Source organism: Streptomyces sp. NPDC048566 (assembly GCF_043199735.1).
In the GTDB taxonomy this organism is placed as follows: Bacteria; Actinomycetota; Actinomycetes; order Streptomycetales; family Streptomycetaceae; genus Streptomyces.
On the sequence record NZ_JBICWL010000002.1, the window covers coordinates 384,993 to 403,480 of the forward strand.

16 protein-coding genes are annotated in these 18,488 nt (G+C 70.5%); 10 read left to right on the forward strand and 6 right to left on the reverse strand.

Annotated elements, in window-relative coordinates:
* Positions 1-133: 133 nt before the first annotated feature.
* Both ACGFS9_RS05545 and ACGFS9_RS05550 read left to right on the forward strand, forming a co-directional pair.
* Positions 134-1,738, forward strand: coding sequence for an ABC transporter substrate-binding protein (locus ACGFS9_RS05545; RefSeq protein WP_393251015.1), 1,605 nt, complete (start codon positions 134-136; stop codon positions 1,736-1,738).
* 69 nt (positions 1,739-1,807) lie between these two features.
* Complete coding sequence (locus ACGFS9_RS05550) at positions 1,808-3,388, forward strand: ABC transporter substrate-binding protein (protein WP_393251016.1); 1,581 nt, start codon at positions 1,808-1,810, stop codon at positions 3,386-3,388.
* A gap of 344 nt (positions 3,389-3,732) precedes the next feature.
* On the opposite strand, the gene ACGFS9_RS05555 is transcribed toward ACGFS9_RS05550, so the two are convergent.
* The 5 genes from ACGFS9_RS05555 to ACGFS9_RS05575 all read right to left on the reverse strand — a co-directional run bounded on the left by ACGFS9_RS05555 (position 3,733) and on the right by ACGFS9_RS05575 (position 8,490).
* The gene (locus tag ACGFS9_RS05555; RefSeq protein ID WP_393251017.1) at positions 3,733-4,320 is read right to left on the reverse strand and encodes a hypothetical protein; all 588 of its coding nucleotides are present in this window, start codon (positions 4,318-4,320) and stop codon (positions 3,733-3,735) included.
* The gene (locus tag ACGFS9_RS05560; RefSeq protein ID WP_393251018.1) at positions 4,317-5,660 is read right to left on the reverse strand and encodes a hypothetical protein; all 1,344 of its coding nucleotides are present in this window, start codon (positions 5,658-5,660) and stop codon (positions 4,317-4,319) included. The genes ACGFS9_RS05555 and ACGFS9_RS05560 overlap by 4 nt, the downstream gene beginning before the upstream one ends.
* Positions 5,657-6,415 carry an ATP-binding cassette domain-containing protein gene (locus ACGFS9_RS05565; RefSeq protein ID WP_393251019.1) on the reverse strand — a complete coding sequence of 253 codons (759 nt, stop codon included), beginning with the start codon at positions 6,413-6,415 and terminating at the stop codon, positions 5,657-5,659. The genes ACGFS9_RS05560 and ACGFS9_RS05565 overlap by 4 nt, the downstream gene beginning before the upstream one ends.
* 453 nt (positions 6,416-6,868) lie before the next feature.
* The gene (locus ACGFS9_RS05570) at positions 6,869-7,540 is read right to left on the reverse strand and encodes a response regulator transcription factor (protein ID WP_358817116.1); all 672 of its coding nucleotides are present in this window, start codon (positions 7,538-7,540) and stop codon (positions 6,869-6,871) included.
* Positions 7,541-7,554: 14 nt separating this feature from the next.
* Positions 7,555-8,490: a RecB family exonuclease gene (locus tag ACGFS9_RS05575; protein ID WP_393251020.1), complete on the reverse strand. Its 936-nt coding sequence runs from the start codon at positions 8,488-8,490 to the stop codon at positions 7,555-7,557.
* Between the two features lie 291 nt (positions 8,491-8,781).
* Between ACGFS9_RS05575 and ACGFS9_RS05580 the strand changes: the two genes are divergently transcribed.
* The 3 genes from ACGFS9_RS05580 to ACGFS9_RS05590 all read left to right on the forward strand — a co-directional run bounded on the left by ACGFS9_RS05580 (position 8,782) and on the right by ACGFS9_RS05590 (position 12,435).
* Positions 8,782-10,521, forward strand: a complete 1,740-nt coding sequence (locus tag ACGFS9_RS05580) for a site-2 protease family protein (RefSeq protein WP_393251021.1) — start codon at positions 8,782-8,784, stop codon at positions 10,519-10,521.
* Between the two features lie 47 nt (positions 10,522-10,568).
* On the forward strand, positions 10,569-11,471 hold the full coding sequence (locus tag ACGFS9_RS05585; protein WP_393251022.1) for a tRNA (adenine-N1)-methyltransferase: 903 nt from the start codon (positions 10,569-10,571) through the stop codon (positions 11,469-11,471).
* Between the two features lie 388 nt (positions 11,472-11,859).
* On the forward strand, positions 11,860-12,435 hold the full coding sequence (locus tag ACGFS9_RS05590; protein ID WP_393251023.1) for a hypothetical protein: 576 nt from the start codon (positions 11,860-11,862) through the stop codon (positions 12,433-12,435).
* 206 nt (positions 12,436-12,641) lie between these two features.
* On the opposite strand, the gene ACGFS9_RS05595 is transcribed toward ACGFS9_RS05590, so the two are convergent.
* Positions 12,642-12,947 (reverse strand): ferredoxin, encoded by a 306-nt coding sequence (locus ACGFS9_RS05595; protein ID WP_393251024.1) that lies wholly within the window; start codon positions 12,945-12,947, stop codon positions 12,642-12,644.
* A gap of 253 nt (positions 12,948-13,200) precedes the next feature.
* Between ACGFS9_RS05595 and arc the strand changes: the two genes are divergently transcribed.
* From arc to prcB, 5 genes are all read left to right on the forward strand, one after another.
* The gene (gene arc, locus ACGFS9_RS05600; RefSeq protein ID WP_393251025.1) at positions 13,201-14,967 is read left to right on the forward strand and encodes a proteasome ATPase; all 1,767 of its coding nucleotides are present in this window, start codon (positions 13,201-13,203) and stop codon (positions 14,965-14,967) included.
* 234 nt (positions 14,968-15,201) lie between these two features.
* Positions 15,202-16,713 (forward strand): depupylase/deamidase Dop, encoded by a 1,512-nt coding sequence (gene dop, locus ACGFS9_RS05605; RefSeq protein WP_393251026.1) that lies wholly within the window; start codon positions 15,202-15,204, stop codon positions 16,711-16,713.
* Between the two features lie 165 nt (positions 16,714-16,878).
* The gene (locus ACGFS9_RS05610; RefSeq protein WP_393251027.1) at positions 16,879-17,097 is read left to right on the forward strand and encodes a ubiquitin-like protein Pup; all 219 of its coding nucleotides are present in this window, start codon (positions 16,879-16,881) and stop codon (positions 17,095-17,097) included.
* Positions 17,006-17,644 carry an endonuclease domain-containing protein gene (locus ACGFS9_RS05615; protein WP_393251028.1) on the forward strand — a complete coding sequence of 213 codons (639 nt, stop codon included), beginning with the start codon at positions 17,006-17,008 and terminating at the stop codon, positions 17,642-17,644. Before ACGFS9_RS05610 ends, ACGFS9_RS05615 begins: the two co-directional genes overlap by 92 nt.
* The gene (gene prcB / locus ACGFS9_RS05620; protein ID WP_393251029.1) at positions 17,625-18,470 is read left to right on the forward strand and encodes a proteasome subunit beta; all 846 of its coding nucleotides are present in this window, start codon (positions 17,625-17,627) and stop codon (positions 18,468-18,470) included. The genes ACGFS9_RS05615 and prcB overlap by 20 nt, the downstream gene beginning before the upstream one ends.
* Positions 18,471-18,488 lie beyond the last annotated feature (18 nt).

Below are 18,488 nucleotides of genomic sequence, written 5' to 3' on the forward strand. Positions count from 1 at the left end.
AACTCCGGTGCCTGCGGGCCGTTCTGGTGGTGCGGACTAATGTCGTCGCCAGAACAATGCCGTAACCCCGTGACCCGCCGCGCCACCCCTGCATGCCGGCTCGCGGAAACTACAGCTCTGGAGAAACTCGAGCATGAACCGCAAGACTTTGGTGCTGCCGGCCGTGGTCGGTCTGCTCGCCCCGGTGCTCGCCGCGTGTGGTGGTTCGGACAGCGGCAGCAGCAGCGGCGATGCCATCGTTGTCGGCACCACGGACCGGTTCACCGCGTCGAAGGACGCCCCCGCTCCGTTCGACCCGGCCTACGCCTACGACGTCGGCACCTGGAACGTGCTGCGCCAGACCGTGCAGACGCTGATGGTCCAGCCGCGCGGCGACGGCGAGCCGGTGCCCGAGGCGGCGGAGAAGTGCGGGTTCAGCGACAGCGGCAACGAGCGCTACTCGTGCACGCTCCGCGAGGGACTGAAGTTCTCCAACGGGGACGCGGTCACCGCCAAGGACGTGAAGTTCTCCATCGACCGCGCGCGGGCCATCAAGGCGGACAGTGGTGTCTTCGCCCTGCTGTCCACCGTCGACACGGTCGAGACCCAGGGCGACCGCCAGGTGATCTTCCACCTCAAGAGCGCGGACGCGACCTTCCCGTACAAGCTGTCGACCCCGGTCGCCGGCATCGTGAACCCCAAGGACTACGACAAGGACAAGCTGCGGGACGGCTTCTCCATCGACGGGTCCGGCCCCTACACCCTGGAGTCCGAGGTCAAGGACGACGCCGTCGTCAAGGCCGTCTTCACCAAGAACCCGAACTACAAGGGTGAGCTGAAGGTCAGGAACTCCAAGGTCGAGATGCGCTCCTTCGAGGACGCCGACACCATGGGCACCGCCCTCGCCAAGGGCGACATCGACCTGATGACCCGTTCGATGACGCCCGCGCAGATCACCAAGCTGTCCACCGCCTCGGGCGGCGACGTGAACCTCAACGAGATGCCCGGCCTGGAGATCCGCTATCTGGCCTTCAACACCGACGCCCCGTCCGTGAAGGACAAGGCGGTCCGCCAGGCCATGGCGCAGGTGATCGACCGCGGCGAACTCGTCGCCAAGGTGTACGGCACCCAGGCCGAGCCGCTCTACTCGATGGTCCCGGCCACCATCACCGGCCACGCCAACGCCTTCTTCAACAAGTACGGCGACGCGAGCGTCGCGCGGGCCCGGAACCTCCTGACCAAGGCGGCCGTCACCACGCCCGTCAAGGTCACCCTGCACTACACGACCGACCACTACGGCGCGGCCACGAAGCAGGAGTTCGAGATCCTGAAGAAGCAGCTCAACGCGAGCGGCCTCTTCGACGTCAGCATCCAGGGCACCACCTGGGACAAGTTCGTCCCCGCCGAGCGCGCCGGCGACTACGACGTCTGGGGCATGGGCTGGTTCCCCGACTTCCCGGACGCCGACAACTACCTCGCGCCGTTCCTCGACAAGGACAACTTCCTCAAGTCGCCCTACTCGAACGGCAACATCATCAACAACCTGATCCCGGAGTCCCGTCGCGAGGCCGACCGCCTCACCGCGTCGAAGAGCATCAGCGAGATCCAGGACATCGTCGCCGACGACGTGCCGCTGATCCCGCTCTGGCAGGGCAAGCAGTACATCGCCGCGCGCGACGACATCACGGGCTCGGAGTGGGCCCTCAACTCCTCCTCCACCCTCCAGTTGTGGGAGCTCGGCCGCGGTGTGAAGGGCTGAGCGACCGATCCTGCCCGGGGCCCCACGCGGGCCCCGGGTGCACCAGTTCCAACGACAAGGCACCTGCACGTGAACATGCGCAACCAGTGGCCAGTCCTGCCCATCGTGGCGGGGCTGGCCTCCGGCCTGTTGACCGGATGCGGCTCGGAGACGGGCGACTCCGGGAGCGACGGCTCCTCCGTGGTGATGGGGATGTCCGACGACGTCCTCGCCACCGACCCCGCCTCCGGCTACGACCCGGGATCGTGGCTGCTGTTCGACAACGTCTTCCAGACGCTGCTGAGCTTCCCCAAGGGCGGCACCGAGCCGGAGCCGGAGGCGGCCCGGACGTGCTCGTTCACCGACGCCGCGACCACGGTGTACTCCTGCACGCTCCGGGACGGCCTGCAGTTCAGCAACGGCGACGCGCTGACCTCGGCCGACGTGAAGTACTCCTTCGACCGCATGATGAAGATCGACGACAGCGCCGGCCCGGCCGTCATGTTCCCCATGCTCGACAAGGTCGCGACACCGGACGACAAGACCGTCGTCTTCCACCTGAAGTACGCCGACGCCACCTTCCCGAGCAAGATCGCCTCGGGTGCCGGCTCGATCGTGGACCACCGGGAGTACGCCACCAACGGCCTGCGCGAGGACCACCAGGCCGTCGGCTCCGGTCCCTACCGGCTCGACTCGTTCGGCGACGACAAGGCCGTCTTCTCCGTCAACCCGCACTACAAGGGCACCGCCGAGGTCCAGAACACCGGCGTCACGCTGAAGTTCTTCCACGGCGACCAGAAGGCCCTGAAGAACGCGGTGCTCCGGCACGACGTCGACGTCGCCTACCGCGGCCTCGCCGCCGGCGACATCGCCCGGATGGCGGGCGGCGCGAGCGGCGGCGGCGTCCACGTGACCGAGGGCAACAGCGCCGAGGTCCAGCACCTGGTGTTCAACATGGACGACCCGGTGGCCGGCAGGCTCGGCGTGCGCAAGGCCATCGCCTACCTGCTGGACCGCGACGCCCTCGTCGACGACGTCTACCAGGACACCGCCACGCCGCTGTACTCGATCATCCCGGCCGGCATCACCGGCCACAGCACGTCCTTCTTCGACACCTACGGCGCCCGTCCCTCCCGCTCCAAGGCGGAGGCCGCCCTGCGCGACGAGGGCCTCACCGGCAAGGTGAAGCTCACCCTCTGGTCGACCCCCTCGCGCTACGGCCCCTCCACGGACGAGGAGTTCAAGGCGATCGCCGAGCAGCTCAACGCCAGCGGGCTGTTCGACGCGAGCGTCGAGTCCGTCCCCTACGACCAGTACGAGAAGGACATCGCCCGCGGCCGGTACGGCGTGTACGTGAAGGGCTGGATTCCCGACTATCCCGACCCCGACAACTTCACGGCCCCCTTCTTCGGCAAGGGCAACGTCCTGGGCAACCACTTCGGCAACCCGACGATCACCGGCACCCTGATCCCGAGGACGGCCGCCCAGAGCGACCGCTCCGCGACCGGCGCGTCCTACGGCAAGCTCCAGGACCTCGTCGCCGCCGACCTGCCGGTCGTCCCCGTCTGGCAGGCCAAGCAGTACGCCGTGGCGGCGGACGACGTCTACGGCCTGGAGTACTGCCTGGACGCCTCGACCGTGTTCCGCTTCTGGGAGATCAAGAAGGGCTGATCTCCGGCCAGGCCCTCTGACCTGTGGTTTCGCCGGTCAGAGGGCCTACCTGTCCGCACCCGGTCCGCAGGCCGCCGAGCACGGCGTCCATCACGGACCGGGTGCGGTCTACTTCGCCCGGCGACAGGTGCGCGTAGACCCGCAGTGTGACGACGGCGGTGCGTGGCCGAGGGCCGCCCGCGCCTGCCTCACGCATCGTGCCCCCCACATCGAGCGCGGAGGCGTAGAAGTGGCGCAGGTCCCGGGTCACCAAGTGCGGTAGCTGGACGGGCTCGCGGCCCCTTCCTCGCGCAGCAGGTGGCAGGGGCCGGCCGGAATCCTCGGTCCTCAGCCCAAGGGGCACGTCACCCCGGTATCTGTCGGTGATACGACATGGTGATCAGACCGGCGGTGAAGCTGACCGCCGCCACGACTGCCGCCACGACGCTGGTGGACTCCGTCAGGAGAACCGCCCACGGGTACGGCCTCTGGTCTCCCGCCAGGCCGGTGACAATGCTGACCATCACGAACATGGTCGCCGCCGCACCGCCGGCGATCGGGCCGTACCGGCTGCGTACGAGGAGAGCGAGGCCCAGCACCATGACGGTGTTCCGTCCGCCCGCCACCGCCGTCGGCATGTCCAGGAAATCCCCGAGCGCAAAGCCCAGTCCCGCCGTGCTCACCCCCAGGAGCAGGAGAGTCAGCCGGTCAACCGCGGTGACCGCTCGCGCCGCCGTGGTCTCGGTGGCGGTGAGGCGCCGGCTCATGCAGTACATCGTCGGGATGCACAGGATGAGCGGGACGAAGTTCATCAGCTTGATCGAGAAGGTGCCCTGCGCTGCGATCTGGGGAACCTTCGCCACGTCGTCGCGCACGAGCACAAGAAGGAGCGTCCAGGCGAACAGGGCTACAGGCAGCAGCCAGATTCTTCGTGCGCGCGCCCACAGGGTCAACGGTTCACCTCCGGTGCCATGCCGGCCGGATCCTCCACCTGCGGTCCCAGCGCCCGGCCCCGTTCGTTCTCGGCCTTGGCTCCCGCCCGGGCCTTCTCGTGGACCTGCTCGTCGCAGGACTCGAGGTATCCCAACTGCTGCTTGTACCAGGCGTACTGCTTCGCCTTGGGGAGACTGCGCACCCAACGTGCCCGGTAGACGCCACCGGGCCCGTAGCTGCGGGCGGCCTCCGCCTCCGACATCCCGACCGTCAGGCCGATCCAGGCGGAAGCGGCTCCGCGCCCCGGATAGACGTAGTCGTCAGGCAGGTTCGGGCAGTCGTGGAGCCCTGTCGGAACCAAGGCGCTGACATAGACGGCCCGACTGCGATGGCGGGTCACCGGCTTCTGGAGGGCGGTTCGCCAGGTGTCGCGTGCCGCCGGTAGATCCTCCGAGACGAAGGCCAGTTTCCGGGGTGGGGTGAACCCGACCTCGCGCAGGCGGGGCAGCGCGTGCTGAGCGGAGCGGTGCAGCGCGGGGATGTCGTCGGCGAACTCGCCGGGCACACAGATCACCGGGGCGGTTCGCTCACACGTCGTCGCCCACGTGCGGGGGACGGTGGGGTCGGCGTAGCGCGGGGCATCACTCACCAGCGGATACGACGCCCCGAAGCCCGCGAGGACACAGCAGGCCACGGCACCGGCGCGCAGCGTCGGACGTGAGAGCAGGCTGACCGCGACAACACCGAGCAGCAGCCCGAGAGCCAGGATCGCCGGTGCCATGAGGTAGGAGCGGTCCACGACATCCGTATACGTCGGAGTGCTCATGTCGAATCCGGATATCGCCCTCAGCCATGGGACACCCAGCGTGTAGGCGACGAAGACCCACAGCGCCGTGATCACCACCGCGAGGGGACGGGCGACGACGGGCGGAAGGCAGAGCCCGAGGAGGAAGCCGACTGCCACTGCGCTGAAGGGGATCGCAAGACTTCGGACCACGGGAACGGTGTCGTGGAAACCTGGTGCGGGGCCTCCCAGGTAGCTGATCACCAACAGGAAGGACGCCACCCAACTGATGATGACCAGGGCCAGGGTGGGGGCCATCGCATCGACGAATATGCGCAGCAGGTGGCGGGTGGAGGGGGCGGCGGTGATCCGAGCCTGGCGAAGCCTCCCCGCGTCCCAGGCGGCCACCAGGGCGATTCCCAGCGCGGCGACCCTCAGGGCCACCGAGACCACGACGATGGAATCCTCGCCGGTGAACGGCATGGGCTGGTAGGCGGTGAAGTAGACGGCCAGAGCCACCGTCGGGGCTCCGAGCCCGATGGCGGCCGAGTGCCGAGCGAAGGGGAATCGGTTCACCACGAGATCGCCCCATCGATCTCGGTGAAGGCCTGATAAGCGGAGGTGGCCCGCTGCTCGTCGGATGTCGCCGTCGCGCTCGCGTGGGAGAGGAAGTCCACCACCGTTCCCGAGAAGCGCACCTGACCGTCCAGCAGAACCACGACCGAGTCGTACGAGTTGGCGATGTCCGAGGTGTCATGGGTGGAGAGAACGATGTGCACGTCCTGCGACAGATCGGCGAGAATCCGGTGGAAGACCTGACGCTGCCGGGGATCCATGCCCGCCGTCGGCTCATCGAGGAGAAGGACCTCTGCGTCGTGCACGAGTGCCTGTGCGACGGCGACGCGCCGCTGTTGCCCCCCGGAGAGCTCCTGGACCCTGTCATTCGCCCGATCGGCCAACTCCACGCGATTCAGGGCCCGGAGGGCCTGACGCCACGCCTCGCGCCGGGCCATCCCCTTGAGCCAACCGGAATACGCGACCTGGTCCCGGGCCGTGAGCCCCTGCACGTACTCCACCTGCTGAGGCATCCATGCCACGCGCCTACGGAACGCTGGCAGCGCGCGACGCCGGCCGGTGCTCAGGCCGCCGTAGGTGACGGAGCCGGAATCGGGGCGCAGCGCAGATGCGCACAAACTCAACAGGGTACTCTTTCCCGCTCCGTTCGGCCCCAGAAGTACGGTCCGCCCGGGCGGCAGCGTATAGCTGAGATCGCGCAGCACCGGGCGTCTGCGCCGATAGGAGAAGGAGCATTCGGACATCGAAATGGGCATGTGACACCTTGGCATTTCAGGGTGGGGGGTGCCTCTGTCTGTTGCGTCAAGAGGCAGGTGGAGACCTGCGTTTCAGGTCTCCACCCAGGTACTCGGAAGCCAGTGTCACCTGGAACGACGTACGGGATTCTCCGTCCGACTCGGTCGGCGGCAAGGACAACCGCAAGGGCGGCGAGCGCCTCGCCTTCAGCCGGGTCCACGACCCGCGACGAACGTTGCTGTGGGTCGTGGACCCGGCCCTTTCCGGATGGCAGCGATCGCGCATGACGGTCCCGACCGGATGTTCTGAGGACTGTGTGCGGACTGCGGCGTCTCACGCATCTTCTCTGGGAGATCAAGAAGGGCTGATCCGCCCCGTCCACGGCACAGACGGCCCGTCCCCCGAGGGGAGCGGGCGCCCGCTCCCGTGTCGCGCACCGACCGCACCGCCGGTTTCCCGGCGGGAATCCGGCGTCACTGCGCGCCGGGGCGCACCAGGCCGCTCTCGTAGGCGTAGACCGCGGCCTGCACCCGGTCGCGCAGTCCGAGCTTCGTCAGGACGTGCCCGACGTGCGTCTTGACGGTGGTCTCGCTGACGAACAGGTCCGCCGCGATCTCCGCGTTGGACAGACCGCGCGCCACCAGCTTCAGCACCTCGACCTCACGGTCCGTCAACGTGTGCAGGGTGTCCGGCACCGGCTCCTCACCGGACGGCAGATGGCCCGCGTACTTGTCCAGCAGCCGGCGCGTGATGCTCGGCGCCAGCATCGCCTCGCCCCCGGCGACCACCCTGATCGCCTGCACCAGTTCGTTGGCCGGCGCGTCCTTCAGGAGGAAGCCGCTGGCACCCGCGCGCAGCGCCTCCACCACGTACTCGTCGAGGTCGAAGGTGGTCAGGACGAGCACCTTCGCCGGTCCGTCCCGGCCGGGGCCGGTGATCTGACGGGTCGCCTCGACACCGTCCATCCGCGGCATGCGGATGTCCATGAGCACCACGTCGGGCTGCAGCGCACGCACCTGGTCGAGCGCCTGGAGACCGTCACCGGCCTCGCCGACGACCGCGAGATCCGGCTCCGCCTCCAGAATCATCCGGAACCCGGTGCGCAGCAGCGGCTGGTCGTCGACGAGTAGGACGCGGATGGCCACGTGAGTCTCCTTCGCTAGTCCGGCCCCATTCTGCCCTGCTCGACCGGTCCCGACCCGGGCGCCCCGACCGGCAGCGGGTAGGGCGGGGGAGTACCGCCGAATTCCGGGCACACCGCCTGGTGGTCGCACCAGCCGCACAGCTTGGTGGGCCGCGGTCGCCACTCGCCCGTCTCCGTGGCCCGCCGGATCGCCTCCCACAGCGCCAGCAGCTTGCGCTCCACCCGCTCCAGATCGGCGACCACGGGGTCGTACGTCAGCACGTCGCCGCTGCCGAGGTAGACCAGTTGCAGACGGCGCGGGACCACCCGCTTCAGGCGCCACACCACCAGCGCGTAGAACTTCATCTGGAACAGGGCGCTCTCGGCGTACTCCGGGCGGGGCGCCTTGCCGGTCTTGTAGTCGACGATGCGGACCTCGCCCGTCGGGGCCATGTCCACCCGGTCGATGATGCCGCGCAGGGTGAGGCCCGAGTCCAGCCGCGCCTCCACGAACAGCTCACGCTCCGCCGGCTCCAGCCGGGAGGGGTCCTCCAGGGTGAACCACCGCTCCACCAGCTGTTCCGCCTCGGCGAGCCAGCCCGCGAGGCGCTCTCCCTCCGGATCGTCGGCGAACAGCTCGACGACCTCCGGGCGGCTCTCGCGCAGCCGGTCCCACTGACCGGGGATCAGCGCCTTGGCGCGCGGCGCGGTCCGGTCCGCGGCCGGCGCGTCGAACAGCCGCTCCAGCACCGCGTGCACCAGGGTGCCCCGGGTCGCCGCCGCGCTCGGCTTCTCCGGCAGCTTGTCGATCACCCGGAAGCGGTAGAGCAGAGGACACTGCATGAAGTCCCCGGCACGCGAGGGCGACAGCGAGGTGGGCGGGCGGGCGGCCGCCGGGGCCGGCGCCTCGGCCGCGGGCGCGTCGGCCCGGGCCGCCTCTTCGGGCGCGGCGCCCTCGGTGCTCGTATCCATGACGACAGACCTTACGGCCCGGGACCGACAACGGGCCTCCCGCGTGCCGACGCCGCACGGGGCGGGTGCCCCGCCGGTCCGCCCGGCCCGCCACCGGCCCCGGCCCGGCGCCCCGGGCGACCGCCCACCCCGCGGTCCGGACACCGCCGAGGCCGGGCTCCACCCGGGCGACGGCACGAAAAACAGAGGGGGTGCCGGGGCGGAACGCGCCGCGACGGACGCATACCATCGACGGCAGACCCTCCCGCTCCGTCGGATCGCGGCGGGAGACGCTTCGAACGAGGGGACATCGTGGACGAGAGCGGCGGGAACGGGCAGCCGCGGTCCGGCACCGGTGGGACGACCGAGGGCCACGGCAGGCCCGGAGCGTCCGCCGGCCCGGCCGCCGACACCCCGCGCCCCGGGCCGGCCGGACCCGAGACCCCCACCGGAACCGGTCCCGCGGACCCCGGACACGACGCCGGGGACGCGGCGCCCGGCGGCGGCACGGCCCCGGCCGATCCCGGGCCGTCGGCCGGCTCCGCGCCGGACACGGAACCCGGCACCCCGCCGCGCGGCGACTCCGCTCCCGCGACGCCCGGCGGCGGCGCGGCGCACGCCCGGCCCGCCGCCGAGGGCGACGACGACCCGGAGACCCGCGACCGCCCGGCGCCCGGGAGCGACGGCCACGAGGACCGCCCCTCGGCCGCGCAGCCCCCGCCGCCCCACCCGGACCAGGACCGCCGGGAGCCCGCCGGCCCCGGCACGCCCGACGCGTCGGGCCCCCGGCAGGCCCCGGCGCACCGGACACTCGCCCACAGCGGCGACGGCCGGCCGGCCGGCGGCGGTGCCCCGGGCGGCGGCCGAGGCCGCGGCGGACGCCCGCCCCGGCGCCGCAACGAGCCCGGCGGCGGCCTGCTGATGGGACGCCCCTTCGGCGTCCCGGTGTACGTCGCGCCGAGCTGGTTCCTCGTCGCCGCCCTCATCACCTGGGTGTTCGGCGGCCAGCTCGACCGCGTCCTGCCCGAACTCGGCGCCGCCCGCTACCTGGTCTCCCTGTTCTTCGCCGTCGCCTTCTACGCCTCCGTCCTGGTCCACGAACTCGCCCACACCGTCGCCGCCCTGCGCTTCAAGCTGCCGGTGCGCCGCATCCAGCTCCAGTTCTTCGGCGGTGTCTCCGAGATCGAGAAGGAGGCCGAGACCCCGGGCCGCGAGTTCGTGCTGGCCTTCGTCGGGCCCCTGCTCTCCCTCGTGCTGGCCGGCGTCTTCTACCTCGCGCTGCTCCCGGTCGAGCCCGGCACCGTCCCCGGCGTCCTGCTCGCCGGGCTGATGATCTCCAACCTCATCGTCGCCGCCTTCAACCTGCTGCCCGGTCTGCCCCTCGACGGCGGCCGGATGCTCCGCGCGGTCGTGTGGAAGATCACCGGCAGGCCGATGAGCGGCACCGTCGCCGCCGCCTGGGTCGGCCGCGCCCTCGCCGTGTCCGTCCTGGTCGGCCTGCCCCTGCTCACCCAGACCTCGCTGCTCGGCTCCGCCCCCGAGGACAGCAGCGGCATGGACACCGTCACGGACGCGCTGCTCGCCGCCATCCTCGCGGCGATCATCTGGACCGGGGCCGGCAACAGCCTCCGGATGGCCCGCCTGCGCGAACACCTCCCCGAACTCCGCGCCCGCTCGCTCACCCGGCGCGCGGTCCCCGTCGAGACCGGCACCCCCCTCTCCGAGGCCCTGCGCCGCGCCAACGACGCCGGAGCGCGCGCCCTCGTCGTCGTCGACACCGACGGCGAACCCCTCTCCCTGGTGCGCGAGGCCGCCATCGTCGGCGTCCCCGAGCACCGGCGCCCGTGGGTGGCGGTCAGCGGTCTCGCCCAGGACCTCACCGACGGCATGCGCGTCTCGGCCGAACTGGCCGGCGAGGAACTCCTCGACGTCCTGCGCGCCACCCCCGCCACCGAGTACCTCGTGGTGGAGGACTCCGGGGAGATCTACGGCGTCCTGTCCGCCGCCGACGTGGAACGCGCCTTCGTCAAGGCCATGGCCCGCCCCGCCTGACCACCCGCGTGGTCGGCGGCCTCCCGGCGGACCGGTAGGCTGGTCACATGTCCGAACCGACCGGTGCCGCCCGCAGGCGCGGGCCCTTCAAGGTCGGGGACCAGGTTCAGCTGACCGACCCCAAGGGCCGCCACTACACGTTCACGCTCGAGGCCGGGAAGAACTTCCACACCCACAAGGGTTCCTTCCCCCACGACGAGCTGATCGGCGCTCCCGAGGGCAGCGTTGTCCGCACCACCGGAAACGTCGCCTACCTCGCGCTGCGCCCCCTGCTCCCCGACTACGTCCTGTCCATGCCCCGCGGTGCCGCCGTGGTCTACCCCAAGGACGCGGGGCAGATCCTGGCCTTCGCCGACATCTTCCCCGGCGCGCGCGTCGTGGAGGCGGGCGTCGGCTCCGGATCGCTCAGCAGCTTCCTGCTCCGCGCCATCGGCGACCAGGGCATGCTGCACTCCTACGAGCGCCGCGAGGACTTCGCCGAGATCGCCCGGCAGAACGTCGAGCGCTACTTCGGGGGCCCGCACCCCGCCTGGCAGCTCACCGTGGGCGACCTCCAGGACAACCTGAGCGACACCGACGTGGACCGCGTCATCCTCGACATGCTCGCCCCCTGGGAGTGCCTGGAGGCCGTCTCCAAGGCGCTCGTCCCCGGCGGCATCCTCTGCTGCTACGTGGCGACCACGACCCAGCTCGCGCGGACCGTCGAGTCGATCCGCGAGATCGGCTCCTTCAACGAGCCGACCGCCTGGGAATCGATGATCCGCAACTGGCACATCGAGGGCCTGGCCGTCCGCCCGGACCACCGCATGATCGGCCACACCGGCTTCCTGCTCACCGCCCGGCGCCTCGCCGACGGCGTCGAGCCGCCCATGCGCCGCCGCCGCCCCGCCAAGGGCGCCTACGGCGAGGACTACGCCGGCCCCAACGCCGACGGCGGATCCGGCCGCTGACGAGACAACGCACCCCGACCGTGGCCGAGTTCCCGAATGTCCCGGGGAACTCGGCCACAGCGCTTCCGCGTTGAATCCGGCCCCGGCGCGGCGGTCGGCCGGGGACACCGGCGCGGGGCGAGCCCGGCACACGGGCGCGGGAGCCACCGGCCCGACGCGCCTCGACGGGGCTCCACGCCCCGCCCGGCGCACGCCGGCCGGGGCCGGGCGCCCGGCGGCCCCGCCCCCCCCGGACGGTGCCGCGCCCCGGGGCCGCCGTCGGCGGCACCCCGGAAGGCCGGGAACCGCTCGAAAGTCCTGACCCCGCCGTTCCCAGGGACTGTGACGTGTGGCACCATGCGGGACACCCCACCCCCACCGGCACAGCCCCTCACGGGAGACACTCCTAGTGCAGCAATCCGCCGTCCCGGAACTGGCACACACGCACACCAGCCCGCTCCAGTGGGTCGCCACGGCCACCGCCATCGCCGGAGTCGTCGCGCTCTCCACGGTGCTCCAGCCCGATCCGGCGAGGGCCGCGCAGCCCGCCGGGGGAGCGGCCCGGGCGGCTGCCCCCGCCGCCGCGCCCGACCCGTCCGGCGTCGACTTCCCGATCACCTGCGGGCCGGCCAAGGCGCTCGTCACGAAGAAGGCGTCCGGGGACCTCGACGGCGACGGGCGCCCCGAGACGGTCGCCGTCGTCCGCTGCGACGCCGGCTCCGGCACCCCGCCCAACGGGGTCTACGTCCTCACGCAGGGTGAGGACGCCGGGAAACCCCGCGTCGTCGCCACCCTGATCGAGCCCAAGGACCGCCTCACCGTCACCGACTTCGCCGTCCGTGACGCAGCCGTCACCGCCACCGTCCTCGGCTACTCCTCCCTCGACGTCCCGAGTTGCTGCCCGGACGTCACGGAGCAGGCCAAGTGGCAGTGGAGGAACGGCGCGTTCGTCCGCTCCACCCCGGCCGGCGCGCGGAGCGTCTGAAAGCGCCCCCTCGGGCCCGTTCACCCCGGCCCGGAACGGGGCCGGTTCCGGGCCACCGCGCCGGGCGGAGCGCCCCCGCACGGAAGCACCCCCCGCCGGAGCGGAGGGTGCGAAAGGACGGCCGCCGGCCGCCCGGGCCGCGCGGCGCGGGGGGTGTACGCGGCGGACGGGGCCGCCCCCGGCCGCCACGGGCGGTACCCCACGCGTCACTCCACGTCGGGCCCGTACACCTCGACCTTGTCCGAAACCCGACGGACGTGGATGCAGTCTCCCGGACATTCCTTCGCCGAGTCCGCCACGTCCCGCAGAAGCGGCAGCGGTACGGGCGTTGTGGCTCCCGCGGACTGCAGCAGCTCGTCGTCGTCGCCCTTCACATAGGCCAGACCGTCGATGTCCAGCTCAAAGACCTCGGGGGCGTACTGGACACAGATCCCGTCGCCCGTACACAGATCCTGGTCGATCCAGACCTCAAGCGCCTCGCCGTCGGCTCCGGCCTCCTGCTGCACGGTCATTTCTCCTGCCGTTTTCTGCGCCGAGCGAACCGATAATGGGGGAATCGGGCCAGCTCTGGCGGGTGTTGAACACTTCGACCCTACCTCCGCCCGCTTCCCAATCATGTTCGGTGGGTATTCCCCTGGCGTGAGGGAGAGCGCAAGGGTGAAGATCGGACACACCCCGACCGTCTTTGTGATCTAGGGGTTTCAATCGACACCCACCCAGGTAGGGTCTGGAAGCGTCCAGCTCCCCTTGGAGGAGGTGAGGACCGTGGCAGCCCACGACGACGACATGAACCGCGGCATCCGCCCGGGACGAGGGTCCGATGACCCCGCCGGGCAGATTGCCTACCTTGAGCAGGAGATCGCCGTCCTGCGACGCAAGCTCGCCGACTCTCCGCGGCACACGAGGATTCTCGAAGAGCGGATCGTCGAGCTGCAGACCAACCTGGCCGGCGTGTCCGCGCAGAACGAGCGTCTCGCGAACACGCTCCGTGAGGCCCGCGACCAGATCGTGGCCCTCAAGGAAGAGGTCGACCGGCTCGCGCAGCCGCCGGCCGGCTTCGGCGTCTTCCTCGTGGCGAACGAGGACGGCACGGCGGACATCTTCACCGGGGGCCGCAAGCTCCGGGTGAACGTCAGCCCCAGCGTGGAGCTCGAGGAGCTCCGGCGCGGCCAGGAAGTGATGCTGAACGAGGCTCTCAACGTGGTCGAGGCCATGGAGTACGAGAGCGTCGGCGACATCGTCACCCTCAAGGAGATCCTCGAGGACGGCGAGCGCGCCCTGGTGGTGGGGCACACCGACGAGGAACGGGTGGTGCGGCTCGCCGAGCCGCTCCTGGACGTCACCATCCGTCCCGGTGACGCCCTCCTCCTGGAACCCCGATCCGGTTACGTCTACGAAATCGTTCCGAAGAGCGAGGTCGAGGAACTCGTCCTCGAAGAGGTCCCGGACATCGGCTACGAGCAGATCGGCGGTCTGGGCGGCCAGATCGAGATGATCCGCGACGCCGTCGAGCTCCCCTACCTCTACCCCGACCTCTTCAAGGAGCACGAGCTGCGGCCGCCCAAGGGCGTCCTGCTCTACGGGCCCCCCGGATGCGGCAAGACGCTCATCGCCAAGGCCGTGGCCAACTCGCTGGCCAAGAAGGTCGCCGAGGTGACCGGTCAGGCCACCGGCAAGAGCTTCTTCCTCAACATCAAGGGCCCCGAGCTGCTCAACAAGTACGTCGGCGAGACCGAGCGGCAGATCCGCCTCGTCTTCCAGCGTGCCCGTGAGAAGGCCAGCGAGGGCACCCCCGTCATCGTCTTCTTCGACGAGATGGAGTCCCTCTTCCGCACCCGCGGATCCGGTGTCAGCTCGGACGTGGAGAACACCATCGTCCCCCAGCTGCTCGCCGAGATCGACGGCGTGGAGGGCCTGCAGAACGTGGTGGTCATCGGCGCCTCGAACCGCGAGGACATGATCGACCCCGCCATCCTGCGCCCCGGCCGCCTCGACGTGAAGATCAAGATCGAGCGTCCGGACGCCGAAGCGGCGAAGGACATCTTCCAGAAGTACCTCACCGAGCGTCTCCCCCTGCACTCCGAGGACGTCGGGGAGCACGGCGGCGACCGGGCGGCCACCGTCCACGGCATGATCCAGACCGCCGTGGAGCAGATGTACGCCGAATCGGAGGAGAACCGCTTCCTGGAGGTCACCTACGCCAACGGTGACAAGGAAGTCCTCTACTTCAAGGACTTCAACTCCGGCGCCATGATCGAGAACATCGTCGGCCGCGCCAAGAAGATGGCCATCAAGGACTTCCTGGAGCACAGCCAGAAGGGCCTTCGCGTCTCCCACCTCCTCCAGGCATGCGTGGACGAGTTCAAGGAGAACGAGGACCTGCCGAACACCACCAACCCGGACGACTGGGCCCGGATCTCCGGAAAGAAGGGCGAGCGGATCGTGTACATCCGTACGCTCATCACCGGAAAGCAGGGCGCGGACACCGGACGCTCCATCGACACGGTGGCCAACACCGGCCAGTACCTGTAGGAAGCGGGGCGGCTGCGGGTGCCCGTCGCGGGTACCCGCAGCCGACTGCTTTTCCGCTCACGGCCGGAACACAGCAATGACGCAAATGATCTCCCCACCAGCGCAAAGGCGTTCTAGGCTCGTTCGTACCGCCGAGTCGCGCAGTGCGGGGACGGGCACCGCACACGCATCGGAGCGCCGGCGGGACTTGAGCGGCGCTCCCGACCGAGGGCGCCGCCGGGCAAGGAGGGCCGCATGACCGTACGGCGAGTAATGGGCATCGAGACGGAGTACGGGATCTCCGTCCCCGGCCACCCGAACGCCAATGCCATGCTCACCTCGTCCCAGATCGTCAACGCCTACGCGGCGGCGATGCACCGGGCGCGCCGCGCCCGCTGGGACTTCGAGGAGGAGAACCCGCTGCGGGACGCGCGAGGCTTCGACCTCGCCCGGGAGGCCGCCGACTCCACCCAGCTCACCGACGAGGACATCGGCCTGGCCAATGTCATCCTCACCAACGGGGCGCGGCTCTACGTCGACCACGCGCACCCGGAGTACAGCGCCCCCGAGGTCACCAACCCGCGGGACGCGGTCCTGTGGGACAAGGCCGGCGAGCGCATCATGGCCGAGGCCGCCGAACGCGCCGCCCAGCTCCCCGGCGCCCAGCCGATCCACCTCTACAAGAACAACACCGACAACAAGGGCGCCTCCTACGGCACGCACGAGAACTACCTGATGAAGCGGGAGACCCCGTTCTCGGACATCGTGCGGCACCTGACCCCGTTCTTCGTCTCGCGCCAGGTCGTCACCGGGGCCGGCCGCGTCGGCATCGGCCAGGACGGCCACGAGCACGGCTTCCAGCTCAGCCAGCGCGCCGACTACTTCGAGGTGGAGGTGGGGCTGGAGACCACGCTGAAGCGCCCCATCATCAACACGCGCGACGAGCCGCACGCGGACGCGGAGAAGTACCGCCGGCTCCACGTGATCATCGGGGACGCCAACCTCTCCGAGATCTCGACCTACCTCAAGCTCGGCACCACCGCCCTGGTGCTCTCCATGATCGAGGACGGCTTCATCGCCGTCGACCTGGCCGTCGACCAGCCCGTGCGCACGCTCCACCAGGTCTCGCACGACCCGACCCTGAAGCACCTGGTCACGCTCCGCAGCGGTCGCACACTCACCGCGGTGCAGCTCCAGATGGAGTACTTCGAGCTGTCGCGCAAGTACGTCGAGGAGCGCTACGGGGCGGACGCCGACGACCAGACCAAGGACGTCCTGCTGCGCTGGGAGGACACCCTGAACCGCCTGGAGAACGATCCGATGAGCCTCTCCGGCGAGCTCGACTGGATCGCCAAGCGGGAGCTGATGGAGGGCTACAGGCGCCGCGACGGCCTCGACTGGGACGCCGCCAAGCTCCACCTGCTGGACCTCCAGTACGCCGACGTGCGGGCGGACAAGGGCCTGTACAACCGGCTCGCGGCCCGCGGCAGGATGAAGCGCCTGCTGGACGAGGACACCGTCGAGCGCGCCCGCACGAAGCCGCCGGAGGACACACGCGCGTACTTCCGCGGACGCTGCCTGGAGCAGTACGCGGACGACGTCGCGGCGGCCTCCTGGGACTCGGTGATCTTCGATCTGCCGGGCCGCGACTCGCTCCAGCGCGTTCCAACCCTGGAGCCGCTTCGCGGAACGCGTAATCACGTCAAGGAGCTCCTGGACCGCTGTCGAACGGCGGAAGACCTGGTCAAGGTCCTGTCGGGCAAGTGAGCACGGCGCCCGGGCGGCGCGGGCCGCGCGGGCACGGCAGGGTGGAACAGGCGGCGGACGGGAATCATGGAGATGCCCCCCGTACGTTGCGCAAACTGCGGGGCCGATGTCGGACCCTGCTTGTAGGGTCTGATCAAGAACGTCGAACCGAGCGGGGTGAGGGTTATGGCGACCAAGGACACCGGCGGCGGACAGCAGAAGGCGACGCATTCCACCGAGGAGGTCGAGGAGCAGGCGCAGGACGCGCAGGCCGGCGACGACCTCAAGGAACGCCAGGAGAAGCTGAGCGACGATGTCGACTCGGTTCTGGACGAGATCGACGACGTCCTCGAGGAGAACGCCGAGGACTTCGTCCGCTCCTTCGTCCAGAAGGGTGGCGAGTAGCCCTCGCGTCCCCGGGACCGGGGGCCTCGGGCCGACGAGGCGGAGACGGAGTGAAGCACTGCTCACGGTGCGGGGAGACCGGGCCGTGAGCGTGCCTCGCCGCCGAGGAGGGCGTCCGGTGACGGGCCGCGGGCCCGGTCGCGGGCTTGGCCGCGGGGCCTGCCGGGCGCAGCGGGACCTCGCCGGTCCCTGCAGTCGGCCGCGGGCCCGAGGTGTACGCCGCCGGCGGCGTCACTTGGCGTCGGCGACCGGCGGCCACACGGCGGGGCGCGTGCGGTGCGACCTTGGGACGGGCGCGCCACCCGAGGCGCACCCGTACCTTCACGACACGACCGCGACGCTGCGGCGCGGCCCCGGAAGACGGCTCCGTTCGATCCGCCGGAAAGCTCCGGCCATTCATGTGGATCACCGCCGCGGGGCGGGTAGGGTCCGTGGCGTACCGTGCATCAACTGCAATTCGGCCATCGGCAAGTTGGGAGACGATCCCGACGCTGTTCGTCGGGCTGCCGCCTACTGGAAGGATCCCCGTGGAAGCCAACACTCGTAGCACCGGGCGTCTACCGGCTGCCTTCCTGACGCCCGGGTCGTCGTCCTTCATGGACTTCCTCTCCGAGCAGCAGCCGGAGATGCTCCCCGGAAAGCGTCAGCTGCCGCCCGTCCAGGGCGTCATCGAGGCGCCGCACGGCACGACCATCGTGGCCGTCACGTTCGCGGGCGGTGTGGTCCTCGCCGGCGACCGGCGCGCCACCATGGGCAACGTCATCGCGCAGCGCGACATCGAGAAGGTGTTCCCGGCCGACGAGTACTCGGCGGTGGGCATCGCCGGCACGGCGGGCCTGGCCGTCGAGATGGTGAAGCTGTTCCAGCTGGAGCTGGAGCACTTCGAGAAGGTGGAGGGCGCGCAGCTCTCCCTGGAGGGCAAGGCCAACCGGCTGTCCACGATGATCCGTTCCAACCTCGGCATGGCCATGCAGGGTCTCGCCGTGGTTCCCCTGTTCGCCGGCTACGACGTGGACCGGGGGAGGGGCCGCATCTTCTCCTACGACGTGACCGGCGGCCGCTCCGAGGAGCACGGCTACGCGGCCACGGGCTCCGGCTCGCTCTTCGCGCGCGGTGCCATGAAGAAGCTCTACGCCAAGGATCTGACGGCGGAACAGGCCACGACCCTGGTCGTCCAGGCGCTGTACGACGCGGCCGACGACGACTCCGCGACCGGCGGTCCCGACGTCGCCCGCAGGATCTACCCGATCGTCACCGTGATCACCGAGGACGGCTTCCGCCGGCTGACGGACGAGGAGTCCTCCGAGATCGCCCGCTCGATCCTGGAGCGACGCCTGGAGCACCCCGACGGCCCGCGTGCCGCGCTGCTCTGAGACCGCTCTCCTCTTGCA

What these genes read in the sequence shown, in the direction of transcription:
- ACGFS9_RS05545 (WP_393251015.1), top strand. Translation starts at nt 134, where the DNA reads ATGAACCGCAAGACTTTGGTGCTGCCGGCCGTGGTCGGTCTGCTCGCC.
- ACGFS9_RS05565 (WP_393251019.1), bottom strand. Translation starts at nt 6,415, where the DNA reads ATGCCCATTTCGATGTCCGAATGCTCCTTCTCCTATCGGCGCAGACGC.
- ACGFS9_RS05575 (WP_393251020.1), bottom strand. Translation starts at nt 8,490, where the DNA reads ATGGATACGAGCACCGAGGGCGCCGCGCCCGAAGAGGCGGCCCGGGCC.
- ACGFS9_RS05585 (WP_393251022.1), top strand. Translation starts at nt 10,569, where the DNA reads ATGTCCGAACCGACCGGTGCCGCCCGCAGGCGCGGGCCCTTCAAGGTC.
- ACGFS9_RS05595 (WP_393251024.1), bottom strand. Translation starts at nt 12,947, where the DNA reads ATGACCGTGCAGCAGGAGGCCGGAGCCGACGGCGAGGCGCTTGAGGTC.
- dop (WP_393251026.1), top strand. Translation starts at nt 15,202, where the DNA reads ATGACCGTACGGCGAGTAATGGGCATCGAGACGGAGTACGGGATCTCC.
- ACGFS9_RS05610 (WP_393251027.1), top strand. Translation starts at nt 16,879, where the DNA reads ATGGCGACCAAGGACACCGGCGGCGGACAGCAGAAGGCGACGCATTCC.
- ACGFS9_RS05615 (WP_393251028.1), top strand. Translation starts at nt 17,006, where the DNA reads ATGTCGACTCGGTTCTGGACGAGATCGACGACGTCCTCGAGGAGAACG.